Source organism: Shewanella sp. VK101 (assembly GCF_056497865.1).
Window position 1 is genome coordinate 1,140,001 of the sequence record NZ_CM151402.1, and the last position, 16,597, is coordinate 1,156,597.

Sequence of the window (16,597 nt, forward strand, 5' to 3'; positions counted from 1 at the left end):
ATCCCGACTTACCAACCCTTTGCAAACTCCGAATACCAAAGAGTGCTATCCGGGAGACAGACGGCGGGTGCTAACGTCCGTCGTCAAAAGGGAAACAACCCAGACCGTCAGCTAAGGTCCCAAAGTAATTGCTAAGTGGGAAACGATGTGGGAAGGCTTAGACAGCTAGGATGTTGGCTTAGAAGCAGCCATCATTTAAAGAAAGCGTAATAGCTCACTAGTCGAGTCGGCCTGCGCGGAAGATGTAACGGGGCTAAGCAATTCACCGAAGCTACGGGTATCAGCGCATCACCTGATGCGATTTGCTGGCGTGATTCACTTTGTGAATGACGCCCAAGCACCCAACACGTTGAGTCGAAAGATGCAACGGGGTGTTTAAGTCGTATGAGGGATGCGCTGATGCGGTAGAGGAGCGTTCTGTAAGCCGTTGAAGGCGAAGGGGTAACCCACGCTGGAGGTATCAGAAGTGCGAATGCTGACATGAGTAACGATAAAGGGGGTGAAAAACCCCCTCGCCGAAAGACCAAGGGTTCCTGTCCAACGTTAATCGGGGCAGGGTGAGTCGACCCCTAAGGCGAGGCTGAAAGGCGTAGTCGATGGGAAACGGGTTAATATTCCCGTACTTCTGCTAACTGCGATGGAGAGACGGAGAAGGCTAGGCCGGCGCGGCGTTGGTAGTCCGCGTTTAAGGTAGTAGGTGGTGTGCTTAGGCAAATCCGGGCACACATACACTGAGAGCTGACGACGAGTCCCTAAGGGGATGAAGTGGTTGATGCCATGCTTCCAGGAAAATCTTCTAAGCTTCAGGTTAGCAGGAATCGTACCCCAAACCGACACAGGTGGTCGGGTAGAGAATACCAAGGCGCTTGAGAGAACTCGGCTGAAGGAACTAGGCAAAATGGTACCGTAACTTCGGGAGAAGGTACGCTCCTGTTGGTGATGAGACTTGCTCTCTGAGCTGACGGGAGTCGCAGATACCAGGTGGCTGCAACTGTTTATCAAAAACACAGCACTGTGCAAAATCGCAAGATGACGTATACGGTGTGACGCCTGCCCGGTGCCGGAAGGTTAATTGATTGGGTTATCTTCGGAGAAGCTCATGATCGAAGCCCCGGTAAACGGCGGCCGTAACTATAACGGTCCTAAGGTAGCGAAATTCCTTGTCGGGTAAGTTCCGACCTGCACGAATGGCGTAATGATGGCCACGCTGTCTCCAGCCGAGACTCAGTGAAGTTGAAATTGCGGTGAAGATGCCGTATACCCGCGGCTAGACGGAAAGACCCCGTGAACCTTTACTATAGCTTGGCACTGAACATTGACCCTACATGTGTAGGATAGGTGGGAGACTATGAAGATGAGACGCCAGTCTTGTTGGAGTCAACCTTGAAATACCACCCTTGTAGTGTTGATGTTCTAACCTGGGCCCCTAATCGGGGTTAGGGACAGTGCCTGGTGGGTAGTTTGACTGGGGCGGTCTCCTCCCAAAGAGTAACGGAGGAGCACGAAGGTTGGCTAAGTACGGTCGGACATCGTACGGTTAGTGTAATGGCATAAGCCAGCTTAACTGCGAGACAGACACGTCGAGCAGGTGCGAAAGCAGGTCATAGTGATCCGGTGGTTCTGAATGGAAGGGCCATCGCTCAACGGATAAAAGGTACTCCGGGGATAACAGGCTGATACCGCCCAAGAGTTCATATCGACGGCGGTGTTTGGCACCTCGATGTCGGCTCATCACATCCTGGGGCTGAAGTCGGTCCCAAGGGTATGGCTGTTCGCCATTTAAAGTGGTACGCGAGCTGGGTTCAGAACGTCGTGAGACAGTTCGGTCCCTATCTGCCGTGGGCGTTGGATGATTGAGGGGAGCTGCTCCTAGTACGAGAGGACCGGAGTGGACGAACCGCTGGTGTTCGGGTTGTCATGCCAATGGCATTGCCCGGTAGCTACGTTCGGAATCGATAACCGCTGAAAGCATCTAAGCGGGAAGCGAGCCCCAAGATGAGTCATCCCTAGGGCCTGGAGCCCTCTGAAGAGCCGTTCGAGACCAGGACGTTGATAGGCAGGGTGTGTAAGCGTTGCGAGGCGTTGAGCTAACCTGTACTAATGACTCGAGAGGCTTAACCATACAACCCAGATGGGTTTTACGGACTTGAAGAAGTCGATACTTGATTGAAGTTTGAACTCAGGCTCTGAAAAGAGCACAGCCAAGAATACCGGTCGCTTAGCTCAGCCGGGAGAGCACCTCCCTTACAAGGAGGGGGTCACTGGTTCGATCCCAGTAGCGACCACCATATTTCAAAGCAACAGCTTTCTGAATTTAGGAATGAATTTATCAAATACATCCTTGTATTTGACCCTAGCGGGCCGCGCTGAAGCGCGTTTAAAATTTGTTCCATACAATTTTATGTCTGGTGACAATAGCATTGTGGTCCCACCTGATCCCATCCCGAACTCAGAAGTGAAACGCAATCGCGCCGATGGTAGTGTGGGGTCTCCCCATGTGAGAGTAGGTCATCGCCAGACGCCCAATAAAACGATGGATCCCCAGCACCTTGTGTTGGGGATTTTTCGTTTTAATTGCATTTTGAAATGTCCACTCTCACATGGGGAAGATAAAGAGTCCGAACGCAGTGAGGCACAATTCCATGTGGAGTAGGGTGAGGTTGTCGCGTTTATCAAACTCAGTTTGATGCGACAGACGAACGCGGAGAGCTTGCTCGAAGCTGGCCATCGCCAGACGCCCAATTTTATTTTCACTTTTTAAAAAAGTGGAGACAAAACAGTAACAAAAAAGCCCTAGCTGAATGCTAGGGCTTTTTTGTTTGTCTCGCTTCCAGCGAGCACGACTTAACATGCAGCCCAAAGCTGCTTACGCAGTGCGGGCCCCTCAGCTCGCAGCCAAGCTGCTTCGCGCTACAGCCATCTATCAAGCTGTGCTTGATGAGCAGATGTCTTTCGCCCCCATGTGAGATGGTGCTGTGGAGATATTGAGAATAGATTGACCCGCTTGTCTGGGCAGATTTATCCAGTCTCTGGAGCACAAAGACTTCACCCAACCGGTATCCTCAATAAAGGTACTCGAGGCTTAAGTAAAGAAGCCACCTGAACAAGGTGGCTTTTTTGCGTTTGGAACCTGTGAATTTTGCATTAATCCAGCTCTAGATGTCTGGCGCTGTATGGTGATGACTCACCTATCTTGCTAACCTATCATCGTTCACCTTTCCATTATTCCCTCAATTACTATTTGATGCCGCTTGGATGACAGTTACCGGACTCCTAGGAAATGAATCGATCACAGCTTGTGCTTCTTTTGGGGTTGTTTATGATCTTGGGATTGCCAGAAAAAGGAGTCAGGCATGAAGCAGACCAATTCCCAAAAGAAACTCACGGTTGAACGCTTGCTGAGAGTCGATGGCACTGAGGCTAATCTATACCGGGGGGAAGAGAACATCTTTTTCTTAGCGGATGATAAGGGTTGCCTGTTGCCGATTAAAGATAAGGAAGGAGCCACTATCTATGGCATAGATACTAAGGCTTTTGCCCATCTTGGCGGCCACTTCTACGGCGATAAGACTCATCTCTATATACGTCCTGAGCGCAGCGGTCGCTGGGGTGTCTTTCCTCTGGTCCACGGTCACTTGAGAATATTGAATGAATGGTATGCATTTGATGAGCGCTATCTTTACTCCGGGATGTTTGGCGCTCGTAGGCGTATTGAGGGGGAACTCAGGATACCTCCGGGAAAGGGATACTATGCTGTCGATAGTAAACATGCCTACATAAATTCGACCAGAATAAACAATAGCTGCGCTGTCAGTTTCATCGGCCTGGAGTGCGATTATGCCCGAGATGCGAGTCAGGTGTATTTTCGTGGCAAGGCCATTGAAGGCGCTGACCCTGATAGTTTTCTGAGCTTTAACTTCAACGAACGCACGGGATTAGGCTTCGATGCCATCGACAAATACAGGGGCTACAATCTGGGGAAGGCCGACTTGAATAGTGCGGAGATAAAAGATCTTCAACTTTTCTTCAGTCTCTATCCGGGAAGTGAACAGACATACTCCTGGCTGTTCAACAGCAAAAGCAGTACCGACGAAACGGAACCCAGCTGGCAGTTTTTGGGTGATGGTTTTGCCGTTACTGAGCAGGCGGTTTATTTCACGCTACCGCCTTTTGCCTTGGCGGGAGAAAGTCTGCAAGGAAACCATGCAGGACGACTGCAGGATAAGGACAAGTATCAATGCTTGACTGAACTGGCACCGGGCAAGTTCCAATATTTACAGCAGGGCTATTATCTGTATGACTGCCAACTCTACTGGCGAGACCTTGAAGACAGGTACCATTTTTGTGCGTTAAAGCTCAGTAAGGTCAATGCCGCGACGTTTACTTGTATTGGTGGTGAGTATTTCACTGATGGGAGCAAAGTCATCTGTCGTGGCAAGATATTGAAAGGTGTTCAGCCAGATGTTGTACAGCTTTACTCTGAATACCTATTGAGTGACGGCCTGTCGCTCTATTATCGGGGCAAGAAATTGAGTCGTGTGATGCTGGAGAACTTTGAATACCTCGGACACCATTATTTCAGTATTGCAGGACAGCTTTATCGTCATGACCGCGAGTTGAAAAACGCCAAGTCTCAATCGGTTTACCAAAGCAATTGCCGCTTTATCTCCGCTGAGTGTCTTGCCCTGAATAATGGCAGAGTGATTTATCGTAATCTTTTGCAAAACAAACAATTGGATGGTGCAAGTTTGGTAGTTTTCAATCACTACTTTGCCAAGGATGGTAAGCATGTATATTGCATCGACTGGAATGACAGGTTTCATGTAATAGCTGAGGCTGATCCGAAAACCTTTCACGCTCCAGATTTCAGACAAGATGTTAAGCTGCAGCAAAAAGGGCATGATAAGCAACGGACTTTTGATTGGCGGCAGTTGTTACCTGAGCCCGAATATTCCTGAGCCTTTGGCTTATGTTCTGGGCTGGTTCGCTGTTTACGGCTGCTTGGTTTTGTCTAGAGAAAACCCTGGATGCCCACCACGGCTTGGCTTTGCCTGAAAAAGCTGCAATCAGAGGTGTTTGTGCCAAAAAGTCCTTTACCTTTAGGAAGGCTTTTTGCATAATGCCCCTCGTTCCACAGGGGTGTAGTTCCAATTGGTAGAACAGCGGTCTCCAAAACCGACGGTTGCGGGTTCGAGTCCTGCCACCCCTGCCACATTCCAGACGGCCTGCATAGCAATATGCGGGCCGTTTTCCTTTATGGCTGTATTCAAAGTTTCTCTGTTCTCGATATAAAAACAGCAGCCCCACAGGCTGCTGTTTGAGCTACCACTTTACTTACTGAACCATGAGCAAGCAGGGATTACCAGGTGTAGTTGATACTCAGCTCCAGGCTTCTCGGTTCACCAAAGAAACCCTGGTTGTAAAAGTCGATGCTGGAATAATACTTCTTGTCGAACAGGTTCCGGACATTTAACCTGGCAACTAGATTGTCCTGTATTTGATAGCTGGCCATCAGATTAGCCAGGAAATAGCTATCCTGTCTGGAAGAAGCTTTGTTAGGGCCTACCTGGTCTTTGTAGGTTTTACTTTGCCAGCTGATGTTGCCTCCCAGAGTCAGATCGCTCAGCGCCCCGTCGAAGTGATACAGGCTGGAAATACGCAGCAGATGCTTGGGCAAATGAGTCCCGAATGGGCTGCCATCGGCCTTTTCTGATTCGCTATAGGTATAGCTGAAGAACACGTCCAAGTCGTCGCTGGGGTTGCCGCTAAGCTCCAATTCAAAACCTTTATTGTTGGCGCCTTTCACCGCTCGTTGAGGGAAGCTGCCATCCGGTAGCGGTGGTTGCCCGGGAGCGGCTTCGGCGACATTATCTTTTTGCACCTTGAATACCGCCAGGCTTGCTGTCAGCGCTTCGTTGAAGAAGTCCCCCTTGGCCCCCAACTCTATGTTGTCGCCTGTGACGGGATCCAGGTACTGGTTATTAACGTCTTTGGCATTCTGGGGTTGAAAGATTTCGGTATAGCTGGCGTAAAGCGACAGGGTATCGTTGAGCTTGTATACCAGTCCGGCGTAAGGCGTGAAAACATCATCATGTTTATAATCCTTGTTGTCCTGGTTTACCTCCATTTCATATTTACTCAATCTGGCACCCAAGATAAGAGTGACATCGTCATGCAGAGATAATTGGCTAGCCAGATAGGCACCCTGCTGGGTTTCGGTCGATTCGCTGCGCTGGGGAGTTTGTGTGTAGGTGGGTTCATTGATGCTGCCATCCCACTCAAAGAAATTACCCACTTGCAGAGTGTCGCTGCTGTAATATGAATCGGCGTCCACTTCCTGCTTGGAGTAGAGCAGACCCGCAGTTAACCTGTGGCTACGGCCAAAGAGTTCGAAGGGACCCGAAACAAACAGCCTGGCTGCATCTTGATCGCGCCAGGATTGGTAAATCATAGGAAGAGCCCCCATTCCTAGGCCGGTTGTTTTATCGGGATAACCGGACAAGTACAGCAGATGGCCATCCATTTCATCTTCTCTGTGCTCCAAGTCGATTCTCAGATCCCAGTCGCTATCGAAGCTGTGCTCAACTGAAGCGAAAACATTGGTGCCTTCCCGTTCCCAACGGGACCAGGATGCGGCAGTAGTACTGGAGGTGGACAGATCATCCGCCAGGCTTCCATCGGCATAAAACAGTGGTAACCCACCCCAAGTTGAGCCTTTGGGATCGCGTTTACTATGATCGGCTCCGATCAACAGTTTGGTTTGGTCACTGAGAGCGGCGCTGAACACAGCATAGAGTTGTAGATTTTGCTCTTCCGAGAGATTAACGTAGCTTTCTTTATCCTCGTAGGCTGCAGCAACCCGCGCCTGATACTTACCATCCTGGTCCAGATCAAATGAGCCGTCACCCTCGACTCGGTAACTATTCCAGGAGCCTAGCTTGGCACTCAGATAACCTGATGGATAGGCCTTGGGGCGTTTGCGGATCAGGTTTATGGCGGCCGAGGGTTCACCTGCACCAGTCAGGAGCCCTGTGGCACCACGGACTATCTCCACTCGGTCAAAGATGATGGTATCTGTAACCGCATCGTTGAAGAAGCTGCTGTAGTTTACCGGCACCCCATCAAACTGAAAGTTGGTGATAGGATTGCCTCTGGCATTGAAAAAGTAACGATTGGTTTCAGCCTGCTGGGCATAGATCCCTGGGCTAAGGGTCATGATCTCGGCAATATTATTCAAAGAGAAACTCTGAATAAATTCCTGATCTATGATGGACACAGATTGCGGCGTTTCCCTGAGTGTCAGTGGCAGTCCAGTTGCCGTGGCAGCCTTGTCCAGGCGACTGCCCTTGATCTGTATTACTTCAATATCGCTTGAGTCTGTTGTGGTTTCCTGGTCCTTTGCGTATGCCTGCGGTACCAGACTGATGCCCGCCAACAGGCTGGCAGTGACGACTCTGTGCATATTTCCCCTCTCAATATGATGGCTTGTGTTAGCTGAACTTGGTTTTTCTGTAGTTATTATTGCGATATTGATAATGATTTCTATTGTATTTACAATTCAGCTTTATTTTTTAGCCATGAGAAACTATGCCGAAGATAAGTAATCGCATGTGGTTCCTGTTTCACGGATGGTGTTCATTGCCTATCTGGTTGCTGTTCTGCTTCGTATGTTTGACCGGGACAGTGGCTGTTTTGAGCCATGAGATTACCTGGCTGACGAATCCCGCGGCCAGGGCATTGAATCCGGATGCTTTACCGGAAAAGAGCGTTGCCGAGTTGGTGGAGAATGTGCAGCGTGCTTACCCTGATGCCGATGTCAGCAATGTGATGCTGTTTGAGCCTTATCTGGTGAATGCCGTGGTGTTCTCCGATGTCGACAAGCCCTTTGCTATCGCTTATGTGAACCAGTACAGCGGAGAGATCCAGGAGGTGAACAGTGGTATTACCTTCATAGGATTCATGCGCTCATTGCATGGTTGGTTGCTGTTTCCCTGGCAAAATGGTTTTAGTGTCGGGTATTACCTGGTCAGTGGTTTATCACTGTTGATGTTGGGGTCTGTGATATCCGGGATGGTTATATACAAGCGTTTCTGGCGTAGTTTCTTCAGCCCCAAATTAAGATTCAACCAAGGTAAGAGAACCCTGGTGACAGATTTGCATCGCCTGCTGGGTGTCTGGTCTATCTGGTTTATTGTCCTGATGAGTCTTACCGGTCTTTGGTATCTGGCACAAGGAATAATGTGGCATGCCGATGTCGATATCGAGCCCCACACGCCTCTGGTTGATATCGCCGATGTGCCAATGGGCGAAGCCAGACCTCAGCCCTCTTTGAGTCTTAAACAGGCTCTGTTACAGGCCAAAGAGCAGTTTCCCGACTTTCATCCCAGTTATATCAGTTTGCCGGAGCACAACCGGGATCTCTATCGTTTGCAGGGCAGTGGCGATTTCCTGTTTTATGACCAGTATGCCTACGGATTGGAACTGGATCCCTGGAGCGGCGCAATCGTCAGTAGCAAGTCACCGCAAACCATGACCACATTGCAAACTATGATGCATATTGCCGATCCATTGCATTACGGCACTTTGGCTGGCGTTTGGACCAAGACAATCTGGTTCCTGTTTGGCTTATTGCTCAGTGGTATATCTATCACAGGATTTATGATCTGGAGCAGTCGCATATTCAAGGCTGGCAGGCGTCAACAGGAGGTGCCATTAGTGGCAGAGCAACAGGAGAGTTATTGATGAAGAAACGGCTTTCTTTTTGGCAGCGCAATAAATTCAAGCTCAACGGAGTGTTGTTATTGCTGCCCATCTGGTTTCTCTATCGCTCCTTGACGCCTGAATTACCAGTGAGCTGGTCATCAGTAAGTGCCGGGCCGTTTGAGGTAGAGGCCACTCCGGCCGATATGGCGCCGGCTTATCTGCACCATGGTGAATATGTGAAGGACTTTGCCCTGAGGTTTATTGCAGGAGAAGTGAGTGATATTCGCCAGGGATACCTGAATATTGGTCCTGAGCCACTGGCGCTGGAGGTGTTGCAGCAAGGTGAGAGTGGCATCTTGCACGGAAGTCGCCACGGCCAACATGTACACGCCATAGCTCCGGCCGCGTTCGGCGCGGCCGATAAGTTATGGCTAACTCTCGAAGACTGGCACGGACGGCGTTATGTCGCTCATTGGCCTTTGCCGTCGGCTTGGGTGTTAGTGCAGTAATTACTGCACTAACAAGCTGCGAAGCATCCAGGCGGTCTTTTCATGCAGCTGAATACGCTGGGTCAGCAGATCTGCCGTTGCTTCGTCATTGGCCTGGTTCACCAGAGGGTAGAGTGCCCGGGCGTTGCGAATAATGATCTCCTGGCCTTCCAGCAGTTCCTCAAGCATCTGTTTGGCATCTGTGATGCCTGAGTCTTCTTTTATTTCGGTCTGAGCGGCGTAGGCGCTGTAGGATCCCAAGGCTCTTTCACCCAGGGCTCTGACCCGCTCTGCTATGACATCCACCGCGGCAGCCAATTCGGTGTACTGCTCTTCAAACAGTTGGTGTAGGCTGGTGAACATGGGGCCTGTCACGTTCCAGTGGAAGCTGTGAGTCTTAAGATAAAGGCTGTAGGTGTCAGCAAGTAAGCGATTCAAACCGTTGGCTATTTCCAGGCGATCGGCTTGGTTGATCCCGATATTGATATTCATAATATAACCTCCGTAAATGATCTGTTTTCTATATTACTCCGGAGGCTAATTAGTTAAAGTGGATAAAGTAGATGTCTGCAATCGATTTTGTTTAAGTGAATTGCCGGGGGATTTGCTCTCAGGTCACAGACAGTTGCTGAGCAAGCTGGTATTCTAAAGCGCTTAACTTGGAAGCTCTGTTGCGGGTTTCTTTCAGTCATTTTTTGCCCTTCTTGTTCGTCCCTCGGCTATGGGTTTTGGGCGACATTTTCAAACTGCGTTAAAGCGGAGCGCAATCACCATGAATAAATATCTGCACGCCATGGGAATAGAGCTGTGGCGCAGTAGACAAGACTCTCCCTCCCAGGTGCCTTTCATGCTGTTGGTGCCTGATGCTGACGAGAGCGTATTGCAACATCCTCTGGTGCTCAAGGTGTTGACGTTATTGGGACTGGAGGCCGGGCAGTGCAGCGTCGGTAATCGGCCTGTGGCTGGGCAAGAGGTGATATGGAATATGTTCCCTGAACCTGTTGAAGGGGCCTGGCTGAATTCATCGCAGCCGGCGCAATTGATGTCAGGCAGTGAGGGCAAGCGCGCCCTATGGCAACAGATTTGGCACAGGTTGGAGGCGAAGTGACAGAGGTTATTGCAATCAGAGCCTTGGAGGCCGATGACCTCGACGAGATGATGAAAATTGAACAACTGGCCCATGAGTTTCCCTGGAGTGAGGCGACTCTGGGCAGTTGCTTTGGCCGTTTTTACCGGGCTCTGGGGTTATATCTAGGACCGGAGCTTCAAGGCTTTTGCTTGCTGCAGGTCTTGTTCGAGGAAGCGACCCTGATGAATATCTGTATCGCTCCTGCCGCACAAGGTCAGGGGTTGGGGCGGCAATTATTACAGGCGGCAATCGAGCTGCTTAAAGAGACTGGTGTGGAGAGATTATTGCTGGAAGTCAGGGTGGGTAATGCCGCCGCTATCGCCTTGTATCGGCGCCTGGGCTTTATTGAGACCGGCTCCAGGGCCGATTACTATCAGGCCAAAGAGGGCCGGGAAGATGCTCTGCTGATGGAGTTGTCTCTTCACTCCTCTTAGTCTCTCTTGGTTCTTTTTCGCTCATCTCGGCTAATATGGACAGAGGCTGCTATGTCAGAGCTTTTGCCGCTAATCTTTAGGCCCATCATTGTACCTATTAATAGAAAAACAGCGCCTGTGGGCGCTGTTTCTTTAGGTGCTTGGGCTTGGTCTATTTGACCTCTTTCCCCTGGGCCTGAAGGTCTGCATGGTAGCTTGAGCGAACCAGCGGGCCACAGGCGGCGTGGGTAAAGCCGAGTTCGGTTGCCAGGTTGTGGAAGTCGTCAAACTCCTTGGGAGTCACGTAACGCTCCACCGGCAAGTGGAACTTGGATGGCTGCAGATACTGGCCCAGAGTCAGCATGTTGACATTGTGAGCGCGCAGATCTCTGAGCACCTGTTCAATCTCTTCATTGCTTTCACCCAGTCCGAGCATGATCCCTGATTTAGTCGGGATATCCGGATGGCGTTCTTTAAAGCGTTTGAGCAGATCCAATGACCACTGATAGTTGGCACCGGGACGGGCCTTACGATAGTGAGCCGGAGCCGTTTCCAGATTGTGGTTGAATACATCCGGTGGCTCGGTCGCCAGAATATCCAGCGCCTGATCGATACGGCCGCGGAAGTCAGGCACCAATATCTCTATTTTGATCTCAGGGTTGAGTTTGCGGATCTCACGGATACAGTCGGCGAAGTGCTGGGCACCGCCGTCACGCAGATCGTCACGATCCACAGAGGTGATCACCACATACTTGAGCTTCATATCCTTGATGGTCTGTGCCAGCTTGAGTGGCTCTTCGGCGTCAGGCTTGAGTGGACGGCCATGGGCTACGTCACAGAAGGGACAACGCCGGGTACAAATGGCGCCGAGGATCATAAAGGTGGCAGTACCATGGTTGAAGCACTCGGCCAGGTTCGGGCAGGAGGCTTCTTCACACACTGAGTGCAAACCATTTTTACGCAGTGCCTGTTTGATATCCAGGATCCGCTGATTGGAAGATGGCAGCTTAACCCGCAACCAATCGGGCTTGCGCAGCATGGTGTCGCGCTCTGATGGCACAACTTTGACCGGGATTCGGGCGACCTTTTCGGCGTCCCGCAATTTCACACCGGGCTGTAATCTTTCTGGCCTATTCATATGACTCTGCTAATCCTTGGTGATGCACTGTTTGCTCATAGCCCAAACGTTGGCTAAAAGTTTCAATCAGGTGTTGGCCTGCCTCCTCGACACTCTGGGGGCCACCGAGTGCTTTGCACTGGGCCATTTCGAGTCCGGCATAACCACAGGGGTTGATACGACGAAAAGGGGCGAGATCCATGTCGACATTCAGCGCCAAGCCGTGGAATGAACATCCCTTACGGATCCTCAGCCCCAAAGAGGCGATTTTACGCTCCTCGACATAGACACCCGGCGCATCGGCCTTGGCGTAGGCTGGAATATCGAAGCGCTTGAGCAGCTCCACCAGGCTTTGTTCTATGTCGGTAACCAGCTGTCTTACCCCAAGCTTGCGCCGTTTGATGTTGATAAGAGGGTAGGCGACCAACTGCCCCGGGCCATGGTAAGTTACCTGGCCACCGCGATCCACCTGGATCACCGGGATATCGCCGGTGTTGAGTAGATGCTCACTCTTACCGGCCTGGCCTTGGGTGAAAACCGGTGGATGCTCCACCAGCCAGAGTTCATCTGGGCTGTGTTCGTCACGGGTGTCGGTATAGTGCTGCATGGCATGCCATACAGTCTCATAATCCATGTTACCCAAGTGGCGGATATGCAATGTATTGTCTGGCAAGGGCAACGTCTCCCCCTCTGTTTGAGATGATACCAATCAGTATCAAGCTGTGCTCACTCTTTGATACCGGCAGGTATTATACGCTTCGGCAGGTAAAATGTAATCCAGATCACACTTTCTCTGCCGAGTGCCAGGTATCAGAGTACTCGGCGAACGCCTTCAATAGCGGCAAGTTCAGTGTACAAGGTTTCGATATGTTCCTTGCTGGTCACTCTCACATTTATAGTCACCGAGATATAGGTACCTTTGCTGGAGGCCTTGGTGGTGGGGCTATAATCACCGGGGGCGTGCTTCTGGACGACTTCGACTACGCGGTCGGCCAGGGTATCGCTGGCATCGCCAACCACTTTAAATGGGAAGGAGGTTGGAAACTCCAGATACTGATCAAAGGTGGTACTTATCATGGGATTGAGATTCTCATGGCAAAATAATAACGGCTATATGGCGGCTATTATATCCCAATTCAAGGGGCGGATCTTCTCGCGAATAGCACAGAGAGTTTGACAAAGGGCGCCGGGCATTGACGGCGCCCTTGGGCGTTACAGCGGCGAGGTGGCCTGTTCGAGCCAGGCCAGTGATTCGCCACTCATCAGCGGTGACAGGGTCTGATAAACGCGGCTGTGATAGTCATTGAACCAATTGAGCTCAGCTTCAGTAAGCAGACTCTTGTCTATCAAGCGTTTATCCATAGGGATCAGAGTCAGAGCGTCGAACTCGAATATCTCCCGCTCGGCCCCTTTGAGCGCTTCACAGGGGCGTACTTCCACTAGGTTTTCCAGACGGATACCGAAGGCATCTGTACGGTAATAGCCGGGCTCGTTGGAAAGCACCATTCCGGGCAGCAAAGGAATGGCATTGAGGTTCTTGCCTATTCTTTGTGGGCCTTCATGAACGCTGAGGAAGTGGCCAACACCATGGCCCGTGCCGTGGTCGTAGTCAAAACCGTGCTGCCACAAGTATTGACGGGCGAAGGCATCCAGTTGTTGCCCCGTAGTGCCCCGCGGGAAGCGGGCCTGATCCAGGGCGATATGCCCCTTGAGCACCAAGGTCACCATCTTTTTCTGTTCGGCGCTGACTTCACCTATGGCTATGGTGCGGGTAACGTCCGTGGTGCCGTCCAAATACTGGGCGCCAGAGTCCACCAGATAGATGCTGTTCATCTCCATCATGGCAGGAGTGCCGTTGAGATGGTTATAGTGGCACATGGCCGCATTGCCGCCGGTGGCGGAAATAGTGTCAAAGCTTGGCTCGCGGTAGAGAGGATCCTCAAGGCGATAGCTCTCAAGCTTATCTGCCAGTGTGCCCTCATCGTAGAGGCGGCCTGCGGCCACTTCGGCATCCAACCAAGCCAGGAAACGGCTCACGGCAACGCCGTCACGGATATGGCTGGCGCGCATTCCCTGCAGTTCGGCACTGTTTTTACAGGCCTTGGGCAGTGCCACAGGATCGAGTCCGGCGATCAGTTTGGCGCCGGCGGCTTTGGCCTGTAATTGGCTGAAGGCGTTGGCATTATTGGGATCGGCTAAAAGCTTTCTGCCTTCAAGCGCTTGCAACGCTTCGGCGAGCTCCGACTCGGCGCGGAAGCTGACACCGGCCCCTACGTGGGCTTCAATCCCCTGGGGTAATTTGGCAAGCTCGGTAAACAGTGTCATCTCACCATTGGCTTCCAGCAGGGCACAGCCCAGTACCACGGGCAACCTGGGCACGTCCTGACCGCGGATATTGAGTAACCAGCAGAAGGAGTCCAGCGCCGCTATCAGCGCTACATCGGCCCCGGCCTTTTTCACCAGGGCGCCGATTTCACTGCGCTTCTGTTCGCTGCTCTTGCCGGCAGACTCGGCATTGAAGAGGATAATGGGCTTGTTTTCCGGCACGGGTCTGTCTTGCCAGTGCAAATCCACCGGGTTGTTGTCAAGCGCCACCAATGTCATACCCGCCTTACTCAGCGTGGCTTCGGCATCTTGCTGCCAGGCCAGGGTATGCAACCTGGGATCGTAGCCAATGCGGCAACCGGCCGGCAGCTTTTCCGCCAACCATTGTGCCTGGGGCATATCTGTCAGGCTCTCATAACTGAACAGGGTCGAGTCCACCTGTTGCCTCACCTGCATTGTGTAGCGGCCATCAGTAAAAATGGCGGCGCTGTCCTTCATCACAATCGCCATCCCCGCCGAGCCGGTAAAGTCAGTCAGCCAATGCAAACGCTCGTTGTGCGCCGGCACATACTCGCCGAGATATTCGTCGGCACGGGGCTGGATAAAGGCATCGAGTTGGTGTTTAGCCATTTCGCTGCGCACGGCATTAAGCCGTGATGCGATATGGGGGCTCTTGGGCGATTGTGATTGCAACATAGGGGCTCCGCTGATGGTCGGCTTGGCTACCCTTGGCCGACCTTGTCTTTATGAGTGATAGCGGATTATGGCAAGCCCTGAAGTCGCTTCGCAAGGGCTTGCATGAGGAAATCCTTGTGGCAGCTGTAAAGGGGGCCCAAGTCAATTGCTGCCAAACAGAGTCGCTATGCCCACCAGAAAGGAGCTAACCATAGTTGCCATTACGCCTTTACTGACATCTTCACTGCGTACTCTGTCATCGCTTGGTTGTTGATCCCGCGCCAGCTTTTCATTGCGCTGCTCGACATTGTCGGCCACGTTGTCATAGAGATCCTGAGAAGGAGAGTATGGCTGGTTGCTGCAGCCTGCTCCGATGCCCAGAAGCAAGGTCAACAGTAGCACTCTGATACAGTTTCGCTTTCCCACAGTGTTCTTCCTTGAATGAAAATGTTAAAACTGATTATCTTAGGTTAACTCTATGTGTATTTATTAGCCTGTTCAAGGTTTTTATCTGTCTCGATTTTTATTCAAGGATGCCTTTATGCCGCTAAATGTTTGGGTGTTGATGTTGGCGCAGGCCTTTGCCATGAGTGCCACACCTATCATGGTATTGCTCGGAGGCATAATAGGGGCAGAGCTGAGCCCGGTTCCCTCGCTGTCGACATTGCCTATCGCCATGATGGTAGTCGGAGTCGCTGTGGCGATTGTGCCTATCAATATCTTGATGCAGCGTTTGGGACGGCGACGGGTATTTATCGGTGGCGCCCTGCTGACCAGTATGGCGGGTGTTATGGCGGCGCTTAGTGTTTGGTATGCCCAGTTCTGGGGATTTTGTGCCAGCGGTCTGCTGCTCGGATGCGGCGGCGCCATTATTCAGCAATACCGTTTTGCCGCCATGGAGTCAGTGGCGCCGACTCTGTCTGCCAAGGCAGCCAGCCGGGTGTTGCTTGGTGGTTTACTCGCCGCCTTCCTCGGGCCAGAACTGGCCTTGCTGGCCAAGGATATTTTGCCGGTAACCTACACAGGTGCCTTTTTGATGGTGACTCTGGTCGGTGTGCTGGCGCTGGCCTGCCTGCTGTTTTATCAAGATGAAGGCCCAGTGCTCAAAGCCTCCAAGGTTGAGCGTATGGGCATTCGACCGCTGCCAATTATTTTGCGTCAAAGCCGACTCTGGGTTGCCTGCGGCGCCGCAGTTATAGGCTACGCCTTGATGAGTTTTATCATGACGGCAACCCCGGTACATATGCATCACATAGAGCATCACAGCCTGGAGGATACCAAGTGGGTGATCCAGAGTCATGTGATTGCCATGTATCTGCCCTCGCTGATAAGTGGCTACCTGATAGCCCGCTTGGGTCACACCCGCATCATGTTGGCCGGGCTGGCGCTTTACTGCCTGACCTTGGCTCTGGCGCTGGCGGGGCGTGATCTGCTCAACTATTGGAGTGCGCTGGTGATGTTGGGTGTGGGTTGGAACTTCCTGTTTGTTGCCGGCACTTCGCTGCTGCCTGGCTGTTATCGCCCCGAAGAGAGATTCACTGTGCAGTCTTTCAACGATTCTCTGGTATTTGGCTCTCAAGCATTGGCGTCTCTGGGGGCCGGCTGGGTCATTTATCAGCTCGGCTGGCAACTGCTGCTGGTGATCTGTATTCCCGCCATTGCGACCCAACTTATCCTGATAGCATGGTGGAAGTTAAGTAAAAGCAAAGCGTTACAAATAACAGAACCTTGATGATTAGGTGCGGTG

General features: G+C 51.7%; 13 protein-coding genes, 2 tRNA genes and 2 rRNA genes (1 of these 17 cut by a window edge). 10 read left to right on the forward strand and 7 right to left on the reverse strand.

Translation table 11 applies throughout. The features are described from left to right. From ACSHSR_RS05115 to ACSHSR_RS05135, 5 genes are all read left to right on the forward strand, one after another. Positions 1 to 2,122, forward strand: a 23S ribosomal RNA gene (locus ACSHSR_RS05115); it begins 875 nt to the left of the window's first position. Between the two features lie 90 nt (positions 2,123 to 2,212). Next, positions 2,213 to 2,288 (forward strand) — tRNA-Val (locus tag ACSHSR_RS05120). Between the two features lie 116 nt (positions 2,289 to 2,404). Then, positions 2,405 to 2,520: ribosomal RNA gene (gene rrf / locus ACSHSR_RS05125) — 5S ribosomal RNA — on the forward strand. 833 nt (positions 2,521 to 3,353) lie between these two features. Further along, the gene (locus ACSHSR_RS05130) at positions 3,354 to 4,958 is read left to right on the forward strand and encodes a DKNYY domain-containing protein (protein ID WP_345872499.1); all 1,605 of its coding nucleotides are present in this window, start codon (positions 3,354 to 3,356) and stop codon (positions 4,956 to 4,958) included. Positions 4,959 to 5,135: 177 nt separating this feature from the next. Next, positions 5,136 to 5,212 (forward strand) — tRNA-Trp (locus ACSHSR_RS05135). 147 nt (positions 5,213 to 5,359) lie between these two features. Here ACSHSR_RS05135 and ACSHSR_RS05140 read toward each other — a convergent pair. Beyond that, entirely contained in the window at positions 5,360 to 7,462 is a 2,103-nt protein-coding gene (locus ACSHSR_RS05140) for a TonB-dependent siderophore receptor (RefSeq protein ID WP_479631313.1), read from the reverse strand. A 125-nt stretch (positions 7,463 to 7,587) separates the two neighbouring features. On the opposite strand from ACSHSR_RS05140, the gene ACSHSR_RS05145 reads away from it, so the two are divergent. Beyond that, entirely contained in the window at positions 7,588 to 8,742 is a 1,155-nt protein-coding gene (locus tag ACSHSR_RS05145) for a PepSY-associated TM helix domain-containing protein (RefSeq protein WP_190534931.1), read from the forward strand. Continuing rightward, the gene (locus ACSHSR_RS05150) at positions 8,742 to 9,212 is read left to right on the forward strand and encodes a hypothetical protein (RefSeq protein ID WP_037436671.1); all 471 of its coding nucleotides are present in this window, start codon (positions 8,742 to 8,744) and stop codon (positions 9,210 to 9,212) included. The genes ACSHSR_RS05145 and ACSHSR_RS05150 overlap by 1 nt, the downstream gene beginning before the upstream one ends. Here ACSHSR_RS05150 and dpsA read toward each other — a convergent pair whose 3' ends face one another. Beyond that, a complete protein-coding gene (gene dpsA / locus ACSHSR_RS05155; RefSeq protein ID WP_025009858.1) occupies positions 9,213 to 9,683 on the reverse strand; it encodes a DNA starvation/stationary phase protection protein DpsA in 471 nt (156 codons plus the stop codon). Between the two features lie 280 nt (positions 9,684 to 9,963). On the opposite strand from dpsA, the gene ACSHSR_RS05160 reads away from it, so the two are divergent. Together ACSHSR_RS05160 and rimI are read left to right on the forward strand one after the other, a co-directional pair. Further along, positions 9,964 to 10,299 carry a DNA polymerase III subunit psi gene (locus ACSHSR_RS05160; protein ID WP_025889892.1) on the forward strand — a complete coding sequence of 112 codons (336 nt, stop codon included), beginning with the start codon at positions 9,964 to 9,966 and terminating at the stop codon, positions 10,297 to 10,299. After that, entirely contained in the window at positions 10,296 to 10,754 is a 459-nt protein-coding gene (rimI, locus tag ACSHSR_RS05165) for a ribosomal protein S18-alanine N-acetyltransferase (protein WP_223828913.1), read from the forward strand. The genes ACSHSR_RS05160 and rimI overlap by 4 nt, the downstream gene beginning before the upstream one ends. A 151-nt stretch (positions 10,755 to 10,905) precedes the next feature. Here the strand turns inward: rimI and lipA are convergent, their stop codons facing one another. The 5 genes from lipA to ACSHSR_RS05190 form a co-directional block, all read right to left on the reverse strand. Continuing rightward, positions 10,906 to 11,871, reverse strand: coding sequence for a lipoyl synthase (lipA, locus tag ACSHSR_RS05170; protein WP_025009861.1), 966 nt, complete (start codon positions 11,869 to 11,871; stop codon positions 10,906 to 10,908). Beyond that, entirely contained in the window at positions 11,864 to 12,523 is a 660-nt protein-coding gene (lipB, locus tag ACSHSR_RS05175; protein ID WP_025009862.1) for a lipoyl(octanoyl) transferase LipB, read from the reverse strand. Before lipB ends, lipA begins: the two co-directional genes overlap by 8 nt. Before the next feature lie 137 nt (positions 12,524 to 12,660). Further along, on the reverse strand, positions 12,661 to 12,927 hold the full coding sequence (gene ybeD / locus ACSHSR_RS05180) for a DUF493 family protein YbeD (RefSeq protein WP_028781166.1): 267 nt from the start codon (positions 12,925 to 12,927) through the stop codon (positions 12,661 to 12,663). Positions 12,928 to 13,062: 135 nt separating this feature from the next. Next, positions 13,063 to 14,871, reverse strand: a complete 1,809-nt coding sequence (locus tag ACSHSR_RS05185; protein ID WP_479631314.1) for an aminopeptidase P family protein — start codon at positions 14,869 to 14,871, stop codon at positions 13,063 to 13,065. 141 nt (positions 14,872 to 15,012) lie between these two features. Beyond that, entirely contained in the window at positions 15,013 to 15,276 is a 264-nt protein-coding gene (locus tag ACSHSR_RS05190; RefSeq protein WP_479631315.1) for a hypothetical protein, read from the reverse strand. A gap of 115 nt (positions 15,277 to 15,391) precedes the next feature. On the opposite strand from ACSHSR_RS05190, the gene ACSHSR_RS05195 reads away from it, so the two are divergent. Then, positions 15,392 to 16,582 carry an MFS transporter gene (locus ACSHSR_RS05195; protein WP_479631316.1) on the forward strand — a complete coding sequence of 397 codons (1,191 nt, stop codon included), beginning with the start codon at positions 15,392 to 15,394 and terminating at the stop codon, positions 16,580 to 16,582. Positions 16,583 to 16,597 lie beyond the last annotated feature (15 nt).